Source organism: Microbispora sp. ATCC PTA-5024, assembly GCF_000511135.2.
GTDB classification, from domain to species: domain Bacteria; phylum Actinomycetota; class Actinomycetes; order Streptosporangiales; family Streptosporangiaceae; genus Microbispora; species Microbispora corallina.
This window is the reverse complement of the sequence record NZ_KI866524.1, coordinates 701627-723296: the sequence shown is the minus strand read 5'-3', so window position 1 is coordinate 723296 and position 21670 is coordinate 701627. Positions and strand designations below refer to the sequence as shown.

Here is a 21670-nt window from a genome sequence, read left to right as displayed (position 1 = left end):
TTTATGCGACCCTGATGTCCATGCTGTCTTGGGAGGATTCCATGGTTCGCAGCATCAAGCTCCTGCCCTTCACCTTCAGTTCCGCACTGTGACCAAGGAGAAGGGGCGACACGACCCCGACGACTTCGCGGGGACCAGCCTCGGCGGCGCGGCCTTAATTTTGACCGTCATGGCCCTGAGGCACCCCTGGCAGACGCTCAAGGAACTGCTCACGATGGTCCGTCGGCTGGGCCGCCGGGCGCTCAGGCTCGCCATGGCCCCCGTCGCACTGGTGGCCGTCACCCTGTGGTCGCGCCGAAGAGATCGCCGCCCCACCTTCGAGGACTACCTGCATGGCCTCGATGAGGAAAGAGATCACCCGTGACCGAGATCGCCGAGACGGCGGCCACCCACGGCGGATGACCCGCAGCCACTGGTTCGCAGCATCGTCACTGATCGCTCAGGCCCGGATCCCTCAGGCATGTCTCCTATCCGAAGCGATCAGGCCTGCCAGCCCGGGAGCCGACGCTCCTTCCCCCATCAAGACAGGGCGAACGTTGGCTGCGACGGCACTAACTTCGTTGGCCGGTTCACGTCTGTTGCACTCGCAAGGCGATCTCGACCGCCTGCACCGCGGCCAAAATGCGCGGCGTTGATGCGGTTATCGAGCGGCTCACCAAGTGGTCGGGACCGTATCGGGAATGGATCTCGGCCAGTCGCTCGTGTACGTCGAGGTGCCGGCCGTCTGGGCCGGTGGTCATGTCGCAGTAGGTCAGCGCGTCGGCCAACTCGTGCCGCTCGGGTGGGAACTCGGCGGTCAGCACGTCGTACAGGTCGCGTTCGGTGGCCTCGTTGACCGCGCAGGAGTGGTGGGCGACCAGTCGGCACAACGTCGCGTCGGCGCCCGCCACATCGCGGAGGTAGCGGGCGCCGTCGAGCGGGTGAAACCCGGTGCCGACCAGCTCGGGGGAGTAGCCGATGTCATGCAGGTAGGCGGCGGCCGTCAGCGTGTCCGTCTCGTCGCCGAGGATGGGGGCCAGGGAGGCGGCGCGTGAGGCGACCCCTTGGGTGTGCGCCCACCTCCGAGGAAGCGGCGCCTCCAACAGACGTCGTGCCAGGTCGCGCGCCCACTCAACGTGTCCCACGACACCGACGATAGGGGCACCAGGTACCGGCGCCCCTACTCCCCGCGCGCAGACGTCCTAGGACGTCTCGGGTGTGGTGCGGACGAACCGCCCCTTCCCCTGGATCGATACGACCAGCCCTTCACGTTCCAACTGGGCGAAGGCCAAGCGGACGGTGTTTCGCGACGCCGCGTACAGCCAGCGCAGCTCTGCCTCACTCGGCAGGGCGTCGCCAGGGCCGAACTCCTGGCGTTCGATCCGCTCCCGCAGCGCCCGCGCGATGACCTGATAGCGGTAGGCGACATCCGTGGTCCCGCCGTCGGCGGCCAGCACGACCCGCCCCATCGACGGCACCGTCACGATCAGCCGTTCGTCCTCCAGGATCCGGAAGGCCCGGCGTACGGTGTTGCGCGCGACCCGGAACTCCGCCGCCAGGACCGTCTCCGACGGCAGCGCGGTCCCCGGTGCGTAGGCGCGCGTGGTGATGCGCTCCCGGAGCCGGTCGGCAATCTGCCGGTACACCTGCCCGCCGGTCAGCCAGCCCTCGCGCATCTCACAGACGATCCGCATACAACGCCTTGCTCAGGTCGACGTTGAGCTCACCTTGTTCCCCCTCGTGCCAGCCTGCCTGTGCGGCCCGCTCGATGACATCGGCCGCCGGGCCGATGCGCAGGCACGAGACCCGCTCGTCGTACTGGTCGCCCCAGTAGAACCACAAGAACGCGAGATGGACGTAGACCCGCCGGGCCCTCAGACGGCTGTCGGTCACGTCCAAGGCCGGCTGGTCCTTGTTGTCCACGATGAACACCGCGGTGATCCCGCGCTGCTCCAGCTCGCCGTGCAGCTCTCTTAAGAGCTGTTCCTGGTAGGCCCGCTGCTTTTCCCGAATCGACCTCATCGGCTCCATGGCCACTCCTTCGTCTCGGCTGTTCAGGCGCCCTTGCGGTACGCCCATGCGCAACGAGCTTCCGATGCGAGCCGGTGCCTCTCCACCACGACTAAGGGACGTCTAGGGACGTCTTGTGTTACCGTCGGCCACAGAGCCGACCACCCAGGAGGCCCACCCCGTGAGCGACACCCTGCGCCAAGCCCTCGCCAACGCCCGCCTCCAACCTGTCGACGTCGCCGCCGCACTCGGCGTCGACCCCAAAACCGTCGATCGCTGGCTCAAAGGCCGCATCCCCTACCCCCGCCACCGCTGGGCCGTCGCCGACCTCCTCGAAACCGACGAAGGCGACCTATGGCCCGATCTGGCCGGACCCCGGCGCACCATCTCGCACGAGGTCCAGGCCGTCTACCCCCACCGCTGGGCCGTTCCGCAAACCGTATGGCGCCGCCTCTTCCACAGCGCCAAACGCGAGATCGACATCCTCACCTACAGCAGCCTGTTCCTCGCTGAGGACACCGGCATAATCCGCCTGCTCGCTGGCCAAGCCCGCCAGGGCGTGAAGATCCGAGTCCTCCTCGGCGACCCCGACAGCCCCCAGGTCGCCGCCCGAGGAATCGAGGAAGGCATCGGCGCCGACGTCATGGCCGCCCGCGTCCGCAACGCCCTCACCCTCTACCGACCCCTGACCGAGGTCGACGGCGTGGAGATCCGCCTCCACCGGACCGTGCTCTACAACTCCATCTACCGCGCGGACGACGACCTGCTCGTCAACGTCCACGCCTACGGCACCACCGCGGCCCAAGCCCCGCTCCTCTACCTGGCAGCCACAACCGACGAGGACAGCGCAGCCGTCTACCGCACCAGCCTCGAACGCGTCTGGGCCACCGCCGAACCGGTCCGGTGAGAATCAGCCCCGCGGCCGGAAGCTACTTTTCTTCTCGCTATCAAGGGCGCGCCGCCTACGGCGGCCCGCCTCGCGCGCTGGTCGGCCAGCCGGCCGGGCTGCGGCTCTTCGGCCGGTCCCGGCCGGCGCCGCCCGCGCGCTCCTCACCCCCGATTGACCGACCTGGGATATGAGAACCTCAGTCCGCCCCTGCGCCACCCGGTCAAAAAACCCAAGGGCGGCGAACTCGCCGACGACAACAAGGCGTACAACCAACTCATCCGCGGTATCCACGCCGTCGCCGAACGAGCGAACTCCCTGCTCAAGACCACCTTCAAAGCACTACGCCGCGTCAGCCTCGACCCCTGGCGCATCGGCAGGATCGTCCAAGCCGCCCACGTCCTGCTCCGCCTCGAACACGGCCGCCACACCTGACCGATGATCACCCAGCGTCATGATCCCTTACGTGGAAAGGCTCAATGTGCGGGTAATGTTGCTTACCGGTGGATAACGCCGTGGAGCAAACCTGGCGAAGTGTGGAAATGCTCCGTTATTCTGCCCGTGATTTCCCCACCCGCGGCAGTTCCTGCACGCACTCTTTCCTCTGAAGGAATGTCTTCGTGGTGATCAGGTTGCCCGGCGGGCGCACGGTCAGTGTTCTGACGGTCGGTGCTCTCGCCGGTTCTCTCTTCGCGGTGAGCGGTATCGCCACCGCCTCCTCGGCCTCCGATTCCGGCGTGGTCTACGCCTGCGTGGCCAAGAAGTCGAGTTACGTCCGCATCATCAAGACTACGACCACCTGCAAGTCCACCGAGTACAAGACCTCCTGGAACAGGACAGGGTCGTCGAAGGTAAGGCTAGCGACCGCGCCCAGGACGTAGAGGTCCAAGAAAAGAAGCGCGCGGCCGAAGAGTGGGCGTGCTTTGTCCGAGACCATGGCGATTTCGGCACGTGGCGATATTTGTTCGCAACCGAAACTATTATTAAGAACGCTCGCGGATCTGGGGAGTCGCTGAAACCTTTGGCCAAGCCGGAATGAACCGCCCCGACATGTCCGAGAGCGGCGCGACGAGCGTGCGACTAGGAAAGACTAGATGACTGAGCTCGTATATCCCACAGGATATGGGGTGTCGTCCGCTCACCATCGTAAGCGACTTGATCACCTAAATGGCGCCAAGCAGCTGGACCGAAGAAGTCTTGATGTGCAAGCCATAGAGGGTGATAGAAGTGGCGAAAAATGAAGTCAAGGAATCGGTGAACGTGCATAGGTGCCACGCACCCAATGCGGCAACTAGGGGAGTTGATCGTGAGGTGTGCTGCAGGGTGATACGTCGACGCTGCCGCGGGATCGTAGTCGAAGCGAACGTGAGATCTTAGGGCGACTTCGGTGCCGTCGCTTTCATACATCTCAACAATATCTGCAATAGGCCATCCCTCTTCTAGGAGTGACCTGTCTATGATGTATGGACACGGAATATAGGCGAGCCGGTGGCCGATTACCTTGTCATCCTCCACATCATAAGTAACTTGAATAAGGCTAGCGTCATAGAGAAGAGCCGAGTAGCTCGCATTCGCGACCCAGTCTAAATATTCCTTGACGGTAGCGTAATCTCGTGACCCGACGAATTCAAGGGCAGGGTTATAGGAGTGCCAGGAGACCCGCTTGCCAGTAATGGAAACCTCGTTAATATAGAGGGCGATCTCGGCTAGTGCGAGGTAGTCCAGCGTCTCCTTGACTTCTCGATGAATCGTCCTAAGCGTCGTTGTCACTTGAATCTTCTATCTGCAGGCTCGTAACAAGTCTGGTTCTCAGCGAGGCTGGTAGGTCTCGCCACTCCATGTCGCCACGATCAATGGCTTCGAGGAATGCTGCCAATCCTTCAGTGGCCTTCCTCATTGAGACTTCATCTTCGGGAGAGCGGTCGCGGTGAATATGGCGGAGAGAACGTAGTTCTTCGACGGTCGGAACGTTGAATTCAAGAAGGAAGTTCCTGTCAGCGACAGCCTGAGCCTCGCTGGCTATAAGGTCCATCTTCTCGCCCCAACCAGTGATGCGGACCCAGGCACGGCTGCGAGTGATAGCCGTGAACAGCATGTTGCGCCGCGTTACAAGGTTGGCGCCATATCCGGCGTGTTGGCTATCTATGGCGTACACCATCGGAGCCTCGTTGCCTTTAGCTCTATAGATGTGCGCGATAGCCACTGATCCCGGGACGAAGACTCCATCCAGACTCGTATTAACGCCTACCAGATGACATGAGATTTGGTGACGCCGCAATTCGCGCATCAAACGTGGGGCGCGTGACTGCGCTCGGTACGCGTCAGGTAGGACGATCAGGATATCGTCGGGCTCTAGCTCGTCTTCGGCGAGGTTGATAGCAATTTGCCTAGCTACCCAGGCGTCCTGCTCGTCTTCGCCGGCAAAAGAGTTGATTGATACAGCATCTGGTGCGTTGAGGAGCGAATTGAAGTACTCGGGAGAGCTATCCCGGCTTCGCTCAAGCGCCACATGTTGTCCGCCGGCTAGTGATCCGCGCACCACGTTGTAGCCAATATCCCGCCAAAGACCGGGGTTATCGGGGTGTTGAAGCAATCCCCCGTCCCGATACACACCGATCCCGAGCGCGTGGGCCGTTGCTAGAGCCCACGGGGTGTTTCGGTAGCACACCGGGAGGACAATGTCTCTGCGAGGCGAATTCGGTAGGTTCTCGAGGCTTACGAGACGCTCGCCCGAAGGCCCTACGCCAAAGAGTTCATCCGTACTCGGCATCGCTGATTCGGAGAGTTTCTGTAGCTCATCGAAGCCCCAAACGATTCGCTTCGGGTCTTTCGTAAACTGGTAGACGAGCTGGAAGAATTCTGGCGGCAAGTCCTGTGCTTCATCTATTAAAATTGCATCGAAGATGGGCTTGATCTCTCGTGTCTCGGCGACTTCCAGGAGCTCTCGACAGATTCCTTGAAATGCGCCCTCCTGCCCATATTTGTCTCGCGCATAGTTCCAGTTCTTTGGCATTTCTCCTAGTGCTGAGGCTATAAGGCTGTACACGCCCGGACGCGAAGGCGATCCCCAGGAATGTATGATCTGGAGAAAAGTGGGATCCGGCCGGTCGTTGCTGTGTTCAAAAGAGAACCGCGTTATAAGGTCGGAGAACTGCTGATACAGTGCCCGAGTGTGGAAAGTAACCGCGATCCGCCATTCGGGGTTTTGCGCGTGCCAGTAGGCGGCCTTCAGAGCTAGGACAACAGTCTTTCCGGAACCGGCTAGCCCTCGAATTCGCTGCGGGCCTTCCGGGCTCTCTATAGCTGCAGCCTTCTGCCAGCGGTCAAGATTGGCGATGTTCCGCTCAATCTCCTTGAGCACTGCACCACGAGATGTCGAGGTCTCGACACCTGAGCGCTTCTTAGGTGGCTTCATGGTCGAGACGCGCTGCAAGGCTGCGTGAAGACTGCGTTCAACTTTCGCTGAGATAGGATCAAGTCCTTGCACGAACCCCCGGACTGCGTCCATATCGCCGAAGAAACCTTCAGCTGTCAGGGGTTGCCCCTGTACCGGCGCTGGAAAGATGGTTGCGGTATTAGGAGTCACCGCAAGCCGTCGTCCTTCGCGCAGGCCTTCGTAGCGACGCAGGTGCCCTTCAAGAACGGCATACAGACGGTCCTGCTTTGCGGCAATCTCTTCCCAACTTTCGTCATTTGTCGGGATGTCATCCGCTAGCAAGAATGCGACTAGACCGTGCTCTTGGCTCACAAGTAGGGCGTCGACCTCTACCCTTTCATCGGCAGTAGCTAGAACTGGGTACGCAAGGTAGACAGTTCCGTCCTGAACGACCTTCCTCAGTTCGTCCGCCAACGCCTGTGCAGCACCGCGGTTGCGACTTGCACCATAGACGACGTCTAGAGGCATGTTGGTGTCCACCAGCTTTCTAGAAGCTACTGCCAAGCAGTTGAACAGTCGAGCTCCAATATACTACCAGCCATGGGTGCGTAGTAAATTGCGTTTCGCTTCATCGAGACCAATTCGCTACCCGGCGATTGTCGAAGGGAAGGTGTCGGTGTGTTGCTCTGCCGGCGCGTTGCGGGCAATCCGACGCGAGGGGTGCTGGCGGAACTGGCGACTCGCTTCCCGTGCCGACGGTCCTGAATCGACAGCTGAGATGACTGTCAATAGAACGTTTCGATTGAATCCCTAGGAGCTATTCAAGTTGAGCTGATCCGCCGACATGGGTATTGGAACGTGCTCAGATATGTGAGGAATAATTTGGCCTAGGTGGTGGCGCGCAACTTAGCCAGCCGCGGGTAAGGTATGCCGCTCTGCCAATGCGCTCTTGAGAACCACTAGACGGGGTGGTCTCGCCGATCAACCGTGGTGCTCATAAAATCTCGCGGGTGCAGCGGCTTGCGCTCTTCGATCTGGACAGCACCCTCGTGGACTTGGATCTTGCTTTTCGTGCATGGGCTAGAGAGTTTGCTGGTCAGCTTGGCTTGAGAGGGGAGGCGGTCGACTGGTTGGTCGCGCTGGACCGTGCTGGCTTCCCGCATCGTGAGGCGTTCTTCGCCCAGGTCCGCGAGCATTTCGACCTCTCTTGGCCGGTCGAGGAGCTGTGGAGTCGCTATCGCAAGCGCATGCCGTATCTCGTTCGCTGTCGACCTGAGGTGATGGATGGGCTGTCACACCTCCGAGCCTCGGGCTGGAAGGTGGCAATCGTCACCAACGGGACCGCTGACAACCGGCTCGGGAAGATCCAGCAGACCGGTTTGGCGGAAGCGGTGGATGCCTGCGCTCTCGGGCGTTGAGGGCATCCGTAAGCCGGACCGCGGGCTGTTCGCTATCGCCGCGAAGCGATGCGGGATGAGTCTCGACGCCGGGGGCTGGATGATCGGAGACAACGTGATCGCTGACATCGCCGGCGGACGTGCAGCCGGACTCCGCACGATCTGGATCGACCGAGGGTCCTGGTCAGGCCGTGAGCACGAGGCGGACCGCGTTGTTACTGACGTGCCCCAGGCGATGGAGATCCTCAGCACAGACGGGTGATCCTGCTAACGCAGGTGCTAACAACAACCCTGGACGGTCCTGGACGACCATGGACTGAGGGACGCTGTAGGGCTTGCCCGACCAGGGCCGGAAGACGGACGTGGACGCCCATGGACGATCGTGTTCTAACTCGTAATGAAGTATTCGGAGACCCAGCCCCACAGTCGCTGCCGCGGTGTGGGACCCAGAGTTAGTACCTAGAACGATGGTTCCCCGAACGGTCTGATCTGCAGCGCCCCACGAACACGAGGGAGGAACTGTAAGGGGATACCTCAAGATTCTGAGCAAGGCTGACCTACCCCTTGTCGATCGCGGCCTCGTAGAACGCGTCGGCGAGCGCCACGATGATCCCTTTGATCGCAGGCCCGTCGGTGAAGAAGTAGTCAGCCATGGTGTTGTGCGCCGCCTGGTTGTCGGCGACGGCCTCGATGACTGCGGACTGGAAGTCCTGCGACTCCATGAACTGCTTCTTCGAGTTCACCCGGGTCTGATGGACCAGGTCCGGGTCGGCGAGCAGGCGCTGCACGAGCCCCTGCACGAACTCCCGGATTTGGGACTCAACGAACGACTCGGCACCGAAGAGGTCGTTCATCTTGTCGATGACGACCTGAAGCGCGACGTACTTCGGCTCCTTCTTGGTGCCGGTGCCCGCTGCGCTGATCCCCTTTAGTTCGCCGTCTCCGGTCAGCGAGATGTCGACGGCAATCTTCTTGGTGTGCTTCACTCCAACCAGGACCACGTCCGAAAGGTCGACCTCGGCGCTCCACGAGGACTCGGCGATGACCTTCTCCAGAAGCCGGAGGAAGATCGAGAGCATCTCCATGTACGGGTCGCCGTAGTCGACGATCTGGCTCATGAAGTCATAGAGCCGCACGTAGGTGGAGACGTCCTTGCGGAAGAGGTCGAGCGTGTTGAGCGTGACCTTGTCTTCGGCCTCGATCGCTGCCGCGTAGCGACGCCGGAAGTCATGCTGGGCCGGGCTGATCGCCGCCGAGAGCGCGTTGTTGCCCTTGCGGGTGACCCACAGCTCGGCGACCTGGCGGACCTGCTCCTCGGTGTAGATCCCCGCCTGGGCGAGCTTGTTCGCAAGGTGTACGACGACGTACGGGTCGGTCTCGGTCTCCAGGGTGGCGTTAGTGAAGTACGGCTCGAAGGCGGCCCTGATGTCGTCGGGCTTGTTGACGAAGTCGATGACGAACGTCTTGGTCTTCTGCTCCCCGCCGGCGGTGCGGTGGGTGCGGTTGAGCCGGGAGAGCGTCTGCACGGTGGTGACCCCGGAGAGCTTCTTGTCGACGTACATCGCCGAGAGCAGCGGCTGGTCGAAGCCGGTTTGGAACTTGTTGGCGACCAGCATGATCTTGTATGTCTCGCCCTTGAACGCCGCGGCCACGTCGGCGCCCGCTCCGGGGTTCATCTTGGCCTCGGTGAACTCGTCGTCCTTCGACGGCGTCAGCCCCCAGTCCTGGCTCCACTGCTCGTTCTCGGTCATCGACACCGACCCGGAGAACGCGACCAGGGTCCGGTAGTTGTATGACGCGTCCTCAGCGGCCCGCTTGGCGATGTACGCGTCGATCGCCTTCTTGTACTTCACCGCGGCCTTGCGCGAGTCGGTGACGACCATCGCCTTCGCCTTGCCCTCCAGCAGGTGGGCGACGTTGGCGTGGAAGTGCTCAACGATGATCTGCACCTTCCGGCCGATGTTGGTCGGGTGCAGCTGCACCCACCGCATCAGCCCCTTGCGCGCAGCCGACTCCTCGACCTTGCCACCGTCGCCGCTCTCGGCCTTGCCGGCGATCTTCAACGCGGTGTCGTACGACTGGTAGCCCTTGAGCACGTCGAGGATGTAGCCCTCCTCAATCGCCTGCTTCATTGAGTACAGGTGGAACTCGCGCGGCTCGCCGTCCGGCCCCTTGCGGCCGAACAGCTCCATGGTCTTGTTCTTCGGCGTCGCGGTGAAAGCGAAGTAGGAGATGTTCTCCGACTCGGCCCGCTCGGTCATCTCCGCGGCCAGGATCGCCTCGACGTCGACCGAGCCGCCGTCCTCGATCTCCTTGATCTCCTCGGCCGTCAGGACCTGCTTCAGCTTCGAGGAAATCTTCCCCGACTGCGAGGAGTGCGCCTCGTCCGCGATGACGGCGAACCGCTTGCCCTTCAGGCCGGAGTCGGCCCGGATCTCATCGAGTGCGTACGGGAAGGTCTGCACCGTCACCGCGATGATTAACTCGCCATTCTTCAGCGCCTGGGCCAGCAGGCCGGACTTCGACTTCGCACCGGCCTTGCGCACGTCCTCAGGGCTGATCGTCGCGACGATCTTCCCGCTGCCGTCGATCTGCCGGATCGCGTCCTGAAGCTGCCCGTCGAGCACCGTCCGGTCGACGACCACGATGACTGAGTCGAAGACCTTCTCATCATTGACATGGAGCCGCGCGAGACGGTGCGCCGTCCAGGCGATCGTGTTCGTCTTCCCCGATCCCGCGGAGTGCTCGATCAGGTATCGCCGACCGACACCCTCCTCAGCCACGGCGGCCACGATTTTCGTGACCGCCTCCCACTGGTGGAACCGGGGGAACAGCATGTTCGTACGGCGCACCGACGTGCCGGTCGCGACGTCCCACTCCTCCTTGGTCTCCACGATCATCAACCGGCCGATGATGTTGAGCCAGGCGTGCTTCTCCCAGACCCGCTCCCACAGGTACGCCGTCGCCGACCTCCCGTCCGCGCCAGGTGGGTTACCGGCACCGTCGTCGAAGCCGGTGTCGAACGGCAGGAAGTGCGTCTTCTCACCCTCCAGCCGGGTGGTCATGGCAGCCAGGTCGTTGGAGACCGCGAAGTGGACCAGCGCCCGGTGCCCGAACGACAGCAGCGGCTCGCGCCGACCGTTGGTCAGCGGGTTGCGGTCCTTCTGGTACTGCTGGATCGCCTCGTTCAGCGACTGAGTGAAGTCGGTCTTCAGCTCCACAGTTGCAACCGGGAGCCCGTTGACGAAGAACACCAGGTCGATGCTGCGCTGGTCGGCGGTCGAGAAGTGCACCTGCCGCATGACCCGCACCCGCATCGCCGCATAGTGCGCGTTTGTCGTCTCGTTCAGTGATGTCTCGGGACGAAACTGCGCCATTTTCAACCGGCCACCGCCGATGTACTGCACCCCGCTCCGCAGGATGTTCAGCATCCCACCGCCATGCTCCAGCGGCTTATCCAGCGCCGTGGTCAGCACATCGAGGAACTTCGCCTGCGACCCAGCCGCCTTCAACGCCTTCTCGTACGCCGGCTTCTGGGTCGCCTCCAGCCATGCGAACAGATCCTCGGGAAACAGCGCCCGCTCCCGGTCATAGCCGATGTCGCTGGCCAAGTACAGCCAGCCGTGGGCCGCGAGGTGCTCACAGATCTCGGTCTCAAAGACGACCTCGTTGTGGTCAGCCATCATGCTGCCTCACGCACATCAATTTGCCCCGTCACGGCCGCCGTGATCACCGCTGACCGCCGTTCACGGGCGAGCTCGATGAACTGTCGGGATTCAGTAATGAGCGTGTCGATCTTCGCCGTCTGCTGATCCAGGGTCGCAATGATCTGCCGCTGCTGTTCGAGGGGCGGGACGGGCAGCACGATGTTGACCATCCGAGTCAACCCCAGGTCGTTGTTGGTTGCACCGCGGGTGAAAAGCTGTGACTGTTCGTAGCACGGCGGGCTGTTGAGTGCATAGGCCAAGAAGTGAGGGTCAACGAGGTCCCGCCGAACCTTCAGCACTGCAACGTGGACCCAGACCTGGAAGGGGAAGTCCAAGTCGACTACTCGCGCGATACCCGTCGTTCCGCCCTTTGTGTAGAGCACATCTCCTGGTTCTGGCACAACGCGCTTTGAGAACTCCAGGTAGTCCTCCTCCGACACGAACTTCGCATCATCTAGCGACCATCCGTCGACTCGGATGTTCCTCGCCGATAGGAACATGACCCCCTCATCCACATAGTTGGGCGAGAAATGGGGACCGTCTGCTAAGCCCCGGATCACCCGCCGAAGCCTCAGCGGAGCCCACCCTTCAGGAAGTTTGGGCCACCACGAATCGTTTGTTGGGCGGCAAGCGATGCGGTCAAGACCACCAACAGATCTGTGCACGACTGCTTGTCGCCGCTCGCGGAGCATCTCGATCAGTCGCTGCTGCTCCTCGATGAGCGTGTCGATGCGGGCGGTCTCGCGGTCGAGGTAGTCGGCGATGGCGCGCTGCTCCTCCAGTGGCGGCATTGGGACCGCCATGCGAAGGAAGACTTCTGGGTAAATGCGGAGCCGCGACGACCAGATTCCTCGAGAGACCCGGTTCATCTCCATCACGTACTCGGTCGAGCGATACAGATAGTCGAAGAATCTCGGCTCGAACGGTGCCGAGGGGCGCGGCCGGTAGACACCATAGGCCGGGCTCACGATGCCTGCATGTCGAGCGACGCCGAGAGCGCCCATCCAGGCCCACATCGTGTTGATCACGAGGTCGCCTTGCTCGACAACACGGTAGCCGTCGAGGCTCTCGGCCTTGGTCATCGTGACGTTCTTCTCCGATCGGGGACCGACTCCAGTTAGGTGCGAGACGCTCAGGAGTTCCTCAGAGCCGTCCGTCGACAGCGTTTGCGCCTCGAACAGCAGTTCCTTGTTTCGCATCCAGCACCAGTGGCGTGGAATAGAGGCGGTCCAGGCTGGGTCTAGATCGGTATGGGCGTTGGTCACTGCTCAACCTCGTGCAGCAGGTCGAGGATCTTGGCGACCTGCTTCTCCAGGTCGGCGTCGATCTCGGCGAGGGGGCGGGGCGGGACGTACTTGTAGAAGTGGCGGGGGAAGGGGATCTCGTAGCCGACCTTGATCTTGGCCCAGTCGATCCAAGCGTCGGGCACGTGCGGCTTCACTTCGGTGTCGAAGTATGCCTGGATAACCTCGACCTTGCCCGCAGGACCGGCGGTCGAGTCGCCGTAGGTGAACGGCACGTTCTCGGTGTCGCGCTTCTTGGAGTCAGGCTTCGGCTTCCCCTTGCGGTCGACGACGGGCTTACCGGCCTCGTCCAGCAGTGGCCGCTCGACGGGGATGGTCCAGTAGCCGAACTCGTCGTTGAGCAGCACCTTCGAGAAGTCCGGGTCGGCGTCAGTGAAGTCGGCGTACAAACCGACGACCTTGCCGCGGTCGGCGTCGCTGATCTCGCGGCCCTTGCTGCCGAGGTTCTTGCGCATCTTGGTCCAGAACGACGTGCCGTCGATGAGCTGGACCAAGCCCTTGCGGTCAGGGTGCTTGCTGTTGTCGAGGATCCAGATGTAGGTGGCAATGCCGGTGTTGAAGAACATGTTGGTCGGCAGTGCGACGATCGCCTCGACCAGGTCCTTCTCCAGCAGCCACTTGCGGATGTTGGACGGCCCGGACTCCGCGGCCCCATTGAAGAGCGGCGAGCCGTTCATGACGATCCCGGCTCGGCCACCGCCGTCCTCGGGGGCGCGCATCTTGTGCGCCAGGTGCAGCAGGAAAAGCATCTGCCCGTCCGAGGTAGCAGGCAGGCCCGGCGCGAACCGACCGTACGGGCCGGCCTCGTCACGCTCCTTGATGACGGCCTTGGCATACTGCTTCCAGTCGACGCCGTACGGCGGGTTGGACATGCAGAAGTCGAATTGGCGGCCCTTGAAGGCGTCGTTGGTGAGCGTGTTGCCGAAGGCGATGTTGGACGCGTCGTGGCCCTTGGCGAGCAGGTCGGACTTGCAGATCGCGTACGACTGCGGGTTGTACTCCTGGCCGTACAGGCTCAGCCGGGCGTCCGGGTTCTGTGCGAGCAGGTGCTCCTCGGCCAGAGCAAGCATGCCGCCGGTGCCGGCGGTGGGGTCGTAGAGCGTGCGGACGATGCCTGCCTCGGTCAGGTCGGCGTCCTTCTCGGCGAAGAGTAGGTCGACCAGCAGCCGGATCGCGTCGCGCGGCGTGTAGTGGTCGCCGGAGGTCTCGTTCGCGGCCTCGTTGAACTTGCGGATGATGTACTCGAAAGCGTCCCCCATGTCGGCGTTGGACACGACATCGGGGTGCAGGTCGATGGCCGCGAAGGACTTCACGATCTCGCGCAGGAGACCGGCCCGCTCCAGGGCGATGATCTGCTTCTTGAAGTCGAAGTACTCGAACACGTCGATGTCGGCGGAGAACCGGTCGACGTAGTCGACGAGGTTGTCCTCGAGCCCGTCCGCGTCCTGCAACAGGTTGGCGAAGCTGTACTTAGAGGTGTTGTAGAACGGCCGACCAGTCTTTTTCTTGACCTCGGTCCGGAGCCGGTTCGGGTTCTCGTATGCCGCAGCCAGGTCTCGGACGGTATCGCGGTCCGGCTCCAGGATGCAGTCGAGGCGCCGAAGGATCGTGAACGGGAGGATCACGTTTCCGTACTGGTTGGGGCGGTAGGGACCCCGAAGCTGGTCGGCGATCGACCAGATGAAACTACCGAGCGTGCTCACAAGGCTCCTTACGGGAATCACTCAACGTGCATGGCTGCGCCCGGCCCGCTGGGGTAGTCGCGCCTCGCAAGACAATGCACATCCGCTGACGGGGCGTCATGAAGCCCATCTTCGCGCACCTCGGCTTCATGCGTATGTGGGAAATTAGGTAGAGATTCAGGCCCGCCCGCACCGTAGCGGAGGGGGCTCGACACAAAGCGCGAGCAACGAGAGCTCAGGTAGCCTCGACGACCTCCGCCTCGCATAGGCTGCACGGGATCGGGCCACTCCGGACCACCGCGGCGGATGCCCAGATCCGACGCGGGCGGATATCAGCGGACCCTTCAGCGTCGCGACGCGATCGGCCGTGCCGACCCTGGACCCGCTCTGGCCTAGACGAGTAAGTCCAAAGTCCGGGTCAGTGGTCGTAGGCGATCAGCGACCGAGTGATGGGCTGGCCGGTGGCGCGGTTGTGCCGGATCGCGGCGGCCAACGCCAGGATCCGTTGGGCGACGTAGGCGGCGACGTCCAATGAACTGCGCCCGCCGTGCAGTTCCGGGTCGAGTTGGCCTTTGGGGGCGTCGTTGATCGACTCGATCAGCTGGCGGATGGAGTTGAGGTGCTGCTCGCCGGGCCGGGGCTGCGGTTGCGGCCGGGGTCGCCACCACGATGGTGGGGGGAATCAAGGTCGCGGCGAACGCGTCTACGGCGAGGAGACGACGGAGCATCTGTTCTCCCATCGACCGGAGGGCCTTTGTCCAGGAAAGACGGCCCCGCCGTGCCGCCGGTTTACCCAGCGTGGGCCCTGTGATCCCAACTGCGGTCAAAGGCCGTCAGGTAGCAGTCGGGCGCGGGCGTGTGCCTGGCGTGCGCGAGCGGTCCCGGAGTGCGGACTCCCAGATCTTTCAGGGCCGAAGTGTTGCCGACATCGGCGGTCGCGAGGCGCTCGGCGCCCTCGTGGTCACCGGCCCTCTCCCGCCGCAGGGCCAGGAAGCCCCCGGGCCGAGGTGTCACCGATATCCACGACTCACGTTCCTTGAGCCATTTTCATCCTGACCAGCGGTCGTCTTCGAAGGCTTGTAGGACGAGGATGGCCTGCACGATCGGGGTGGCGCGGTGAGGGCAGCAGCGGAGCTTCGACAGCAGCTTCCACGCTTTCAGGGTCGCGACGGCGCGTTCGCCGAGGGCCCGGATGCGCGCGTGTGCTCGGTTGACGTCCTTCTGCCCACGTGACAGTCGCGGGCGGTGCCGATGGCGCTTGAACGGCGTGCGAACCGTGCCTCCCGCGCCTTGATAGCCCTTATCGGCGAAGGTCGTCACGCTGTTAGCGGTCAGAGCATCGATCAGGCCCACGACGCGAGCCGCCGTCAGGTCGTGCACGGCCCCGGGGAGAGCCGGAGAGGCCCAGACCAGGCGGCCGGCGGGATCGGCGAGGACCTGGACGTTCATCCCGTGGCGCTTGTGCTTGCCGGAGTAGTACGGCCTCTGGTCAGCGATGCGGTCGATCGGGATGAGCGTGCCGTCGAGGATGGCGTAGGCCAGCCGGGCGGCTCGGATCGCGGCATCATGGACGTCGTCGGCCAGGGCGGCGAGCAGGTCGACGGACTCGCGCACGTACCGCCAGGCGGTGGTGGTCCCGATGGCGAAGCCGGCGGCCAGGCGGGCGTAGGTGTCCCCGTTGCGCAGGTGAGCCAGTACCAGCAGCGCCTGCTGCCCGGGGTTCAGGCGCCGCCACCGGCTGCGGCGTTCGGCGCGGTGGGCGCGGATGAGTTCGGACAGGCGGGCAAGGGTGCGGTTCGACAGGGGAATCGCGGCAGGGTAAGACAGCATCGAGGCTTCCGGTTGGGGCATCGGATCTTGGTCGACTGCTGTCTTACCGGGAGCCTCACCTCAGCTCAACTTGTCCGGCTCGCTCGCCTCCTGCGCCCATCCCGACCAGCATGATCAGGATGAAAATGGCTCCTTGATCAAGGCTCTGCCGATAGCGCCTGATCAGCGACTGTACGGACTTGCGACCAAATTTCTGCGACGGACAGTGAGTTAAGGGAGACAGTTTCGGTATACCCGTTATAGGCAAGCCCGTTGTCCAGCACGGGGCGAAGCCCGCGGGCGCGCCAGGACCGGATGACGGTGTCTTCCACTGCTCGAGCGTGAGCACCGAGCCCGAAGCGCATGCTCTCGATGTTCGTCCACCCATTGCGGCTGTGTTCGTAGAGCCGAGAATTCTTCGGGCTGTCCTCACATATGCCGATCTTGGCGGCGGCGAGGTCGAGCCTTGTCACCAGGTAGAGAAGAGCTGGCCGATGGGGCTTGAACCCGTGATCGGGGCAGATTTCACACGGTCCGCTGCTGAAGCGGCTGTTGAGAACCGGCGAGCATGGGTGGCCTTTTGCAATGCAGTGTCCAGGCCATTTGGTCGCGTCATTCGTGTAGGGAATGTCCGCATTTGGTCTGTAGCCCCAATCCATGGCGAGCTGGCGAGCCACCTCATCGGCGAACCGCTTCTTTCCGCCGCAGTGCTCGCAACCGCCTTGTCCGCTATTTCTGATGTTGTCTAGGCGCGGCCCGGGGTCGCAGACCTGCCAACAGCGAAGACACCATGATCGTATTGGAGTTCTCACGTCGACGACTTCCACCATGGGCAGCACGCGTCCTAGCCTGATCATCTCAGCTCGGCGCTTGTTGGCTCGCTCTCTCTTTCGGCAGTGTATGCAGGCCACGTCGCCCTTCTTGGCCAGCATGCGGACCGCACTCAGGTAGGCCGGAAAGGGGTTAGAGTGGCCTTCACACTTTAGTTTTAGACACCGGATGCGGAACGGGATAGAAGTCCTGCCGGGGTACAGGTCAACAGGTTCGGCCCCGGACGAGCGAAGCTCCATGACGACAGCAGCGTGATCGGTGGGGGGACACTTCACGCAGGCAGCGTGCCACGAGGCACCGACAGTTCGCCGCCGGCCTCCGTGGGACGTGGATCGACCGGGGGCGCCTGGCCGAGCGCGAGCAAAACGCCCGATTACGCGGCGGTCGGTGACCTGCTGAAGGATATGGCGTTGCTTCACGAGCGCAGGCAGCAGAACGGCCCCCTACTTCGTCTGAGCGCGTGACCGCGGTATATGTGCGAAATGATCAAGGAGGGGCCGACAGCCTAGACGCCGTAGGTAGAGGTGAGAGGCGTCGACACCCGAGGAGTACACCGCTCTCCTGATCCGAAAATCGGACATTCACTAGGCACGCGGCAGCGCACCTCACGTGGTGATGTGGAGCAGGGGCGCGCAGACCGCGATAGTCACGCGGCCGGTTCGAGGGTGACGCGGTAGCCGAGGGCTTCGAGCTCGCGGATGTGGTTGTGCTTTCTGCGGTCGGGGTTGGTGCGCCGGGTGTAGAAGTGGGCGCCGAGATCGACGAAGTGCGCGTCGGGGTCGGACAGCAGGTGCCAGATGATGACCAGGATGGAGCGGCCGACCGCGACGATGGCCCGCTTCTTTCCCCTGCGTCGGACGATCCTGCGGTAGCGCTCGCCGAGGAAGGTGTCGGTGCGGCCGACGACGACCGCGGCTTCGCCGAGGGTGCGGGCCAGGTAGCGGTTACCGTGTCCGGTGGTGTTCTTCCCTTTTCGCTTGCCGGCGGACTCTTTGACCGTGGGGGCGAACCGCGCCCAGGAGGTCAGGTGCGCAGCGGTGGGGAAGCGGCTCATGTCCAGGCCGATCTCGGCGATGATCGCATGCGCGGCGGTCAGACCAATGCCGGGAACCTCATCCAGACGCTCGACCGCCGCTGTAAACGGGGCGATCTGTTGGGTGATCTTCTGATCGAGGGCGGCGATGTCGGTGTTGATCGCATCGACTCGGGCCAGCATCGTGGCCAGCAGGAACGCGTGGTGGTCGGAGAAGCGGCCGGTGAAGGCCTCCTCCAACGCGGGGATCTTGCCGCGCAGGCTGGAGCGCGCCAGCTGCGCCAGCGTCTTCGGGCTGCGCTCTCCTCTGATAAGGGCGGCCATCATGGCGCGGCCAGAGACACCGAAGATGTCGGAGGCCACTACGCTCAGCTTGATCTGCGCGTCCTCCAGGAGCTTTTCCACCCGCTGCTTCTCGGCGGTTCGGGCCTCCACCAGGTCCACTCGGTAGCGGGTCAGGTCGCGCAGCAGCCGGATCGCCGGCGGCGGCACGAAGCTGGGGCGCAGCATCTGGCGTTCGGCGATCTTGGCCAGCCAGACCGCGTCCAACTTGTCGGTCTTCGGGCGGCCAGGAAGGTGCTTGACGTCGCGGGCGTTGACCAGCCAGACCTCGAACCCTTGGGCCTCAAGCAGGTAGAACACGGGCTTCCAGTAGTCGGAGGTGGCCTCCATCACCACGCGGGTGACGCCCAGGCAGCGCAGCCGATCGCTCATCGACAGCAGCGACCGCGTCATCGTCGCGTACGTCTGCACCTCCTGCAGTCGCCTGCCCGGCTTCTTGTCGTCGGGGACGCGGGCGCAGCACACCAGGGCGGCCTTGCCGACGTCCAGCGCGGCGACCCTTTCGATGATCTCTTCGGTGTCGTGGGTATGGGCGAGCATCGGGCCTCCTTACCACCGGGGAACTGGGGTGGTTGCCCGCGGGAGCCGCAGGGGACGGTAGCGAATCTGATCCGCGTGCTCGAAGCAACAGTGAAAGGCCCACAGGCGCGGCTCCCGGCGTCCGACTAAAGCACGGCCTGAACGACCAAGGAGATACGACGTCAGCGAGCAACCACCCCGATTTTCAGGCCCGAATGGCCTCCTCCACCAGGGGGAGATTGGAGACTAAAGCGGGTGCTCCATGGCCTGCCGGGTGGCTTCCATCCTCGGCCCGGCCCTGTGGTACGCCCTCCGCCAGAAGACGGGCGGGACGACCGGGGTGCTGTGCAGCAACAGAGCGGCGGGGCTTGTCCGTTCCTCCCGCGCCGCGGGGCTCACGTCGGTAACCTTGAGTGACGTGACCATTGCAGATAGTCCTAGAGCGCGCGAGGTGCGCATGGTGCTGGCTATCAATCTTGCCGCCTCGGTCGACTCCGCTCGGCGGATGCCACCGGTGGAGACGCCTCTGCTGAATTGGTGCGAGGGCGATGCCATCGTGCAACTGTTGCACACGCTTGCCGGACTCCTTGGTGATGAGCCGCTGGCCGAACTGTCCGACGAGCTGGCCGAAAAGCTTCGCGCCCGACTTGGGCTCCCACCTGACTATGACCTGAACACCATGCTGGGGGCCGTCGGCAAAGATATTCGACGCCGTCGCCCGACTCCTGTCGCCGACGCACCCCACATCACAGGCGAGCCTCATGCCTGACTTCAGCGCGTTGAGGAACGCTAATCCGGCAATTTGCACCTGTCCAAGGGGGATGCCGAGTGGCCGAGCAGGTGCCAGCCCAATCACCCTCTCGCCCCCGCCAGGGCTGGCAGGGCAACGACGAGGGGAGTCGGGTTGCTCGCCCGTACGTCGGGGGCCTCGCGGCCCCCGAACCCCCGCGAGATACCCGGCGCATCCGCCGGAAGGCATGAATCACGGGAAGCAAGGAGGGATCGAGGCGTGCGGAATCAAGAGGAGGCCCCCCGCGTGGGCGCCCACCCCTACGCCGGATACACCGGCCCCCTCGGGTCTGCTCCCTCCGGGAACGGCTATCCCACTGAGCCCGACGATCTCGACCCGTCCGCGTCGGCGGCAGCACCATCGCTCCCGGTCGGAGGCTCCGGCCACGCTGGCCTGGATAGGCAACCTCCGCCGCGCCCGAAGCTGGGGAACAGGGCGCCGCCGGTGACGCCGTACTACGGTCCGTCACCGGTCCGGGAGTGGCGGCCTGCGGCTATCGTCGGGGGCCTTCTCGCGGTGGCCGTTGTTGTCACTCTGATCACCACACTGCCCACCCGCTCCGGTGACCAGCACACCCCGGTCGTCCCCACGCCTGCCCCTGTGGGGGAGGAAACCGGCCGTGAGGTGGCGCTCCCGGCCGCATCGAACCGCCCCGCTGCGCACGTCCCGGCGACCTCGACCCCCGCCACGATGGCCGCGGCCCCCGAGCCGGCCGGACACGCCACGCACCCGACTTATCGGCCGTCCTCGGCACGTCAGCCCGGCACCGATCGCGAGCAAAGCCCGCACTATCGCCGGGGTCAGGAGGGCGGCCTGATGCCGCGCGGGCGTTCGCCTCGGGTCCGCGTCGATTCCGCCACCAACACACGCTCGTCGGCCATGCCGCGCCGGTCTCGCCCGGGGGTAGAGGGCCGTGACCGCGGTCGGCTGCCCGCGTCGTCTCATCTTCCTGGCCCGTCCTGGCTTCACCGGCCCGATCCGTGCACACACTTTCAGCCGTTCCAGCGACCGAGTTGCCAGGGTCTTCTGCAGCCGCCCCGCCGCTGAAGCGGATGGACGAACCGCGTCTCGCTCAGGTGCCCGCCTGCGGCGGTTCAGTGACCGCGGGGCTGGATCCACACGGGCTGATTGCAGTCCCAGCCTCCGAAGCCGTTGCGGCGATAACAGAGCTTGAATACCGTGATCCAACTGATCAGGGATCAGCCGCTGTCGCCCCCGCCTTGAGGAGCGCGCACCGTGTAGATGCGTGGGTCGATCGGGTTGTGCGTGCCGTAGTCCGCCTTGAACCCCGGGTCGTCCCGGGCATCGAGATCACCCACGGTGATACGGGTGCGATCCGCGCTCACTGTCACCCGGCCAGCATCGCCGTAGTAGTCGCTCCATTCCCCCGGCGCCTCGGCGGGGGAGGCGGCAGCCAGCAGGTGCCCAATGGCCAGCCCTGGCAGCAGGAAACGACGTGGCACCACGACACTCCTCTCATCGGCGAAGGCCCTCTGTTGTCACGCTCAGTAATCAGACGTGAACGAAATGGGATGATAGTTGGTGGGCCAATCGACTCGACTGAGCCGGGCTTCAAGCATCTGGATCAGTTACCAAACGGGATGTCGGCGAAATCGGTTGCGATGCGGGTCGGCGATCCTCATGGTTACGTCAAGTAATCATTCAGCATCGGGAGGTGATTTATGCTGGCCGCGATGGTGCACATGGCCTCGCTGATGGCGCCCTACATGCCCGACCCGCTGTTGTTCGGAGGCTGATCAGCAAGCTTCGCGCCGCGCCCTCGGGCTGATGTCCGGGGGCGCCGGTCGCAGGGATGACGTGGTGGCCACGTACCGATCGCCGCCAGGATCGTTCGATCGTCGACCCGCCGTCATCCGCCACCCTGTGGCCGCGTCGGCGCCGGCGGGACCACCCGCTGGAACAACTCCCAACTCATCAGGCACAAGCCGTCGAAGGAACGCATCCACGAACGAACTAACGATCAGCCCCAAATGAGTCACGCTCT

The 21670-nt window shown here is 63.7% G+C and carries 18 protein-coding genes and 3 pseudogenes; 8 read left to right on the top strand and 13 right to left on the bottom strand.

Features of this window, described 5'->3' with window-relative positions:
* Positions 1–88: 88 nt before the first annotated feature.
* Positions 89–364 (top strand): hypothetical protein, encoded by a 276-nt coding sequence (locus MPTA5024_RS23815; protein WP_198167347.1) that lies wholly within the window; start codon positions 89–91, stop codon positions 362–364.
* Between the two features lie 205 nt (positions 365–569).
* On the opposite strand, the gene MPTA5024_RS23810 is transcribed toward MPTA5024_RS23815, so the two are convergent.
* Genes MPTA5024_RS23810 through MPTA5024_RS23800 form a run of 3 tightly spaced genes read right to left on the bottom strand, consistent with a single transcriptional unit; the run spans position 570 to position 2010 of the window.
* Positions 570–1124, bottom strand: a complete 555-nt coding sequence (locus MPTA5024_RS23810) for an HD domain-containing protein (protein WP_036328120.1) — start codon at positions 1122–1124, stop codon at positions 570–572.
* A gap of 57 nt (positions 1125–1181) precedes the next feature.
* Positions 1182–1673, bottom strand: coding sequence for a GntR family transcriptional regulator (locus tag MPTA5024_RS23805; RefSeq protein ID WP_232326613.1), 492 nt, complete (start codon positions 1671–1673; stop codon positions 1182–1184).
* Positions 1657–2010, bottom strand: coding sequence for a hypothetical protein (locus tag MPTA5024_RS23800; protein WP_036328117.1), 354 nt, complete (start codon positions 2008–2010; stop codon positions 1657–1659). Before MPTA5024_RS23800 ends, MPTA5024_RS23805 begins: the two co-directional genes overlap by 17 nt.
* Positions 2011–2170: 160 nt before the next feature.
* Between MPTA5024_RS23800 and MPTA5024_RS23795 the strand changes: the two genes are divergently transcribed.
* The 3 genes and pseudogenes from MPTA5024_RS23795 (at position 2171) to MPTA5024_RS41240 (ending at position 3756) form a co-directional block, all read left to right on the top strand.
* Complete coding sequence (locus tag MPTA5024_RS23795; RefSeq protein ID WP_036328115.1) at positions 2171–2896, top strand: XRE family transcriptional regulator; 726 nt, start codon at positions 2171–2173, stop codon at positions 2894–2896.
* 153 nt (positions 2897–3049) lie between these two features.
* Positions 3050–3310, top strand: a pseudogene (locus MPTA5024_RS23790) (transposase family protein); the annotation flags it as partial.
* A gap of 185 nt (positions 3311–3495) precedes the next feature.
* On the top strand, positions 3496–3756 hold the full coding sequence (locus MPTA5024_RS41240) for a hypothetical protein (protein WP_157099680.1): 261 nt from the start codon (positions 3496–3498) through the stop codon (positions 3754–3756).
* A gap of 199 nt (positions 3757–3955) precedes the next feature.
* Here the strand turns inward: MPTA5024_RS41240 and MPTA5024_RS39955 are convergent, their stop codons facing one another.
* Together MPTA5024_RS39955 and MPTA5024_RS39950 are read right to left on the bottom strand one after the other, a co-directional pair.
* Positions 3956–4645 (bottom strand): DUF2290 domain-containing protein, encoded by a 690-nt coding sequence (locus MPTA5024_RS39955; RefSeq protein ID WP_198167346.1) that lies wholly within the window; start codon positions 4643–4645, stop codon positions 3956–3958.
* On the bottom strand, positions 4629–6791 hold the full coding sequence (locus MPTA5024_RS39950) for a DEAD/DEAH box helicase (protein ID WP_198167345.1): 2163 nt from the start codon (positions 6789–6791) through the stop codon (positions 4629–4631). The genes MPTA5024_RS39955 and MPTA5024_RS39950 overlap by 17 nt, the downstream gene beginning before the upstream one ends.
* A 470-nt stretch (positions 6792–7261) precedes the next feature.
* On the opposite strand from MPTA5024_RS39950, the gene MPTA5024_RS43735 reads away from it, so the two are divergent.
* Together MPTA5024_RS43735 and MPTA5024_RS43730 are read left to right on the top strand one after the other, a co-directional pair.
* Entirely contained in the window at positions 7262–7669 is a 408-nt protein-coding gene (locus MPTA5024_RS43735; RefSeq protein ID WP_232326641.1) for an HAD family hydrolase, read from the top strand.
* Entirely contained in the window at positions 7596–7910 is a 315-nt protein-coding gene (locus tag MPTA5024_RS43730) for an HAD family hydrolase (RefSeq protein ID WP_232326640.1), read from the top strand. Before MPTA5024_RS43735 ends, MPTA5024_RS43730 begins: the two co-directional genes overlap by 74 nt.
* A gap of 295 nt (positions 7911–8205) precedes the next feature.
* Here MPTA5024_RS43730 and MPTA5024_RS23780 read toward each other — a convergent pair whose 3' ends face one another.
* From MPTA5024_RS23780 to MPTA5024_RS23760, 5 genes and pseudogenes are all read right to left on the bottom strand, one after another.
* Complete coding sequence (locus MPTA5024_RS23780) at positions 8206–11334, bottom strand: type I restriction endonuclease subunit R (RefSeq protein ID WP_198167344.1); 3129 nt, start codon at positions 11332–11334, stop codon at positions 8206–8208.
* A complete protein-coding gene (locus MPTA5024_RS23775; RefSeq protein WP_198167343.1) occupies positions 11331–12620 on the bottom strand; it encodes a restriction endonuclease subunit S in 1290 nt (429 codons plus the stop codon). The genes MPTA5024_RS23780 and MPTA5024_RS23775 overlap by 4 nt, the downstream gene beginning before the upstream one ends.
* Positions 12617–14362: an HsdM family class I SAM-dependent methyltransferase gene (locus MPTA5024_RS23770; protein ID WP_036328113.1), complete on the bottom strand. Its 1746-nt coding sequence runs from the start codon at positions 14360–14362 to the stop codon at positions 12617–12619. Before MPTA5024_RS23770 ends, MPTA5024_RS23775 begins: the two co-directional genes overlap by 4 nt.
* 397 nt (positions 14363–14759) lie before the next feature.
* Positions 14760–14981 (bottom strand): annotated as a pseudogene (locus tag MPTA5024_RS44685) (IS982 family transposase); the annotation flags it as partial.
* A 407-nt stretch (positions 14982–15388) separates the two neighbouring features.
* Positions 15389–16171, bottom strand: a complete 783-nt coding sequence (locus MPTA5024_RS23760) for an IS5/IS1182 family transposase (protein WP_036328108.1) — start codon at positions 16169–16171, stop codon at positions 15389–15391.
* A 320-nt stretch (positions 16172–16491) separates the two neighbouring features.
* On the opposite strand from MPTA5024_RS23760, the gene MPTA5024_RS41235 reads away from it, so the two are divergent.
* Positions 16492–16899, top strand: coding sequence for a hypothetical protein (locus MPTA5024_RS41235; RefSeq protein ID WP_157099679.1), 408 nt, complete (start codon positions 16492–16494; stop codon positions 16897–16899).
* Positions 16900–17627: 728 nt separating this feature from the next.
* Here the strand turns inward: MPTA5024_RS41235 and MPTA5024_RS23755 are convergent.
* Positions 17628–18896 carry an IS110 family transposase gene (locus MPTA5024_RS23755; protein WP_036328106.1) on the bottom strand — a complete coding sequence of 423 codons (1269 nt, stop codon included), beginning with the start codon at positions 18894–18896 and terminating at the stop codon, positions 17628–17630.
* Positions 18897–19293: 397 nt separating this feature from the next.
* Between MPTA5024_RS23755 and MPTA5024_RS41230 the strand changes: the two genes are divergently transcribed.
* The gene (locus MPTA5024_RS41230; protein ID WP_157099678.1) at positions 19294–19644 is read left to right on the top strand and encodes a hypothetical protein; all 351 of its coding nucleotides are present in this window, start codon (positions 19294–19296) and stop codon (positions 19642–19644) included.
* Between the two features lie 1220 nt (positions 19645–20864).
* Here the strand turns inward: MPTA5024_RS41230 and MPTA5024_RS23745 are convergent.
* Positions 20865–21128, bottom strand: a complete 264-nt coding sequence (locus MPTA5024_RS23745; RefSeq protein WP_157099677.1) for a hypothetical protein — start codon at positions 21126–21128, stop codon at positions 20865–20867.
* 410 nt (positions 21129–21538) lie between these two features.
* Positions 21539–21632: pseudogene (locus MPTA5024_RS42535) on the bottom strand (IS5/IS1182 family transposase); the annotation flags it as partial.
* Between the last annotated feature and the right edge of the window lie 38 nt (positions 21633–21670).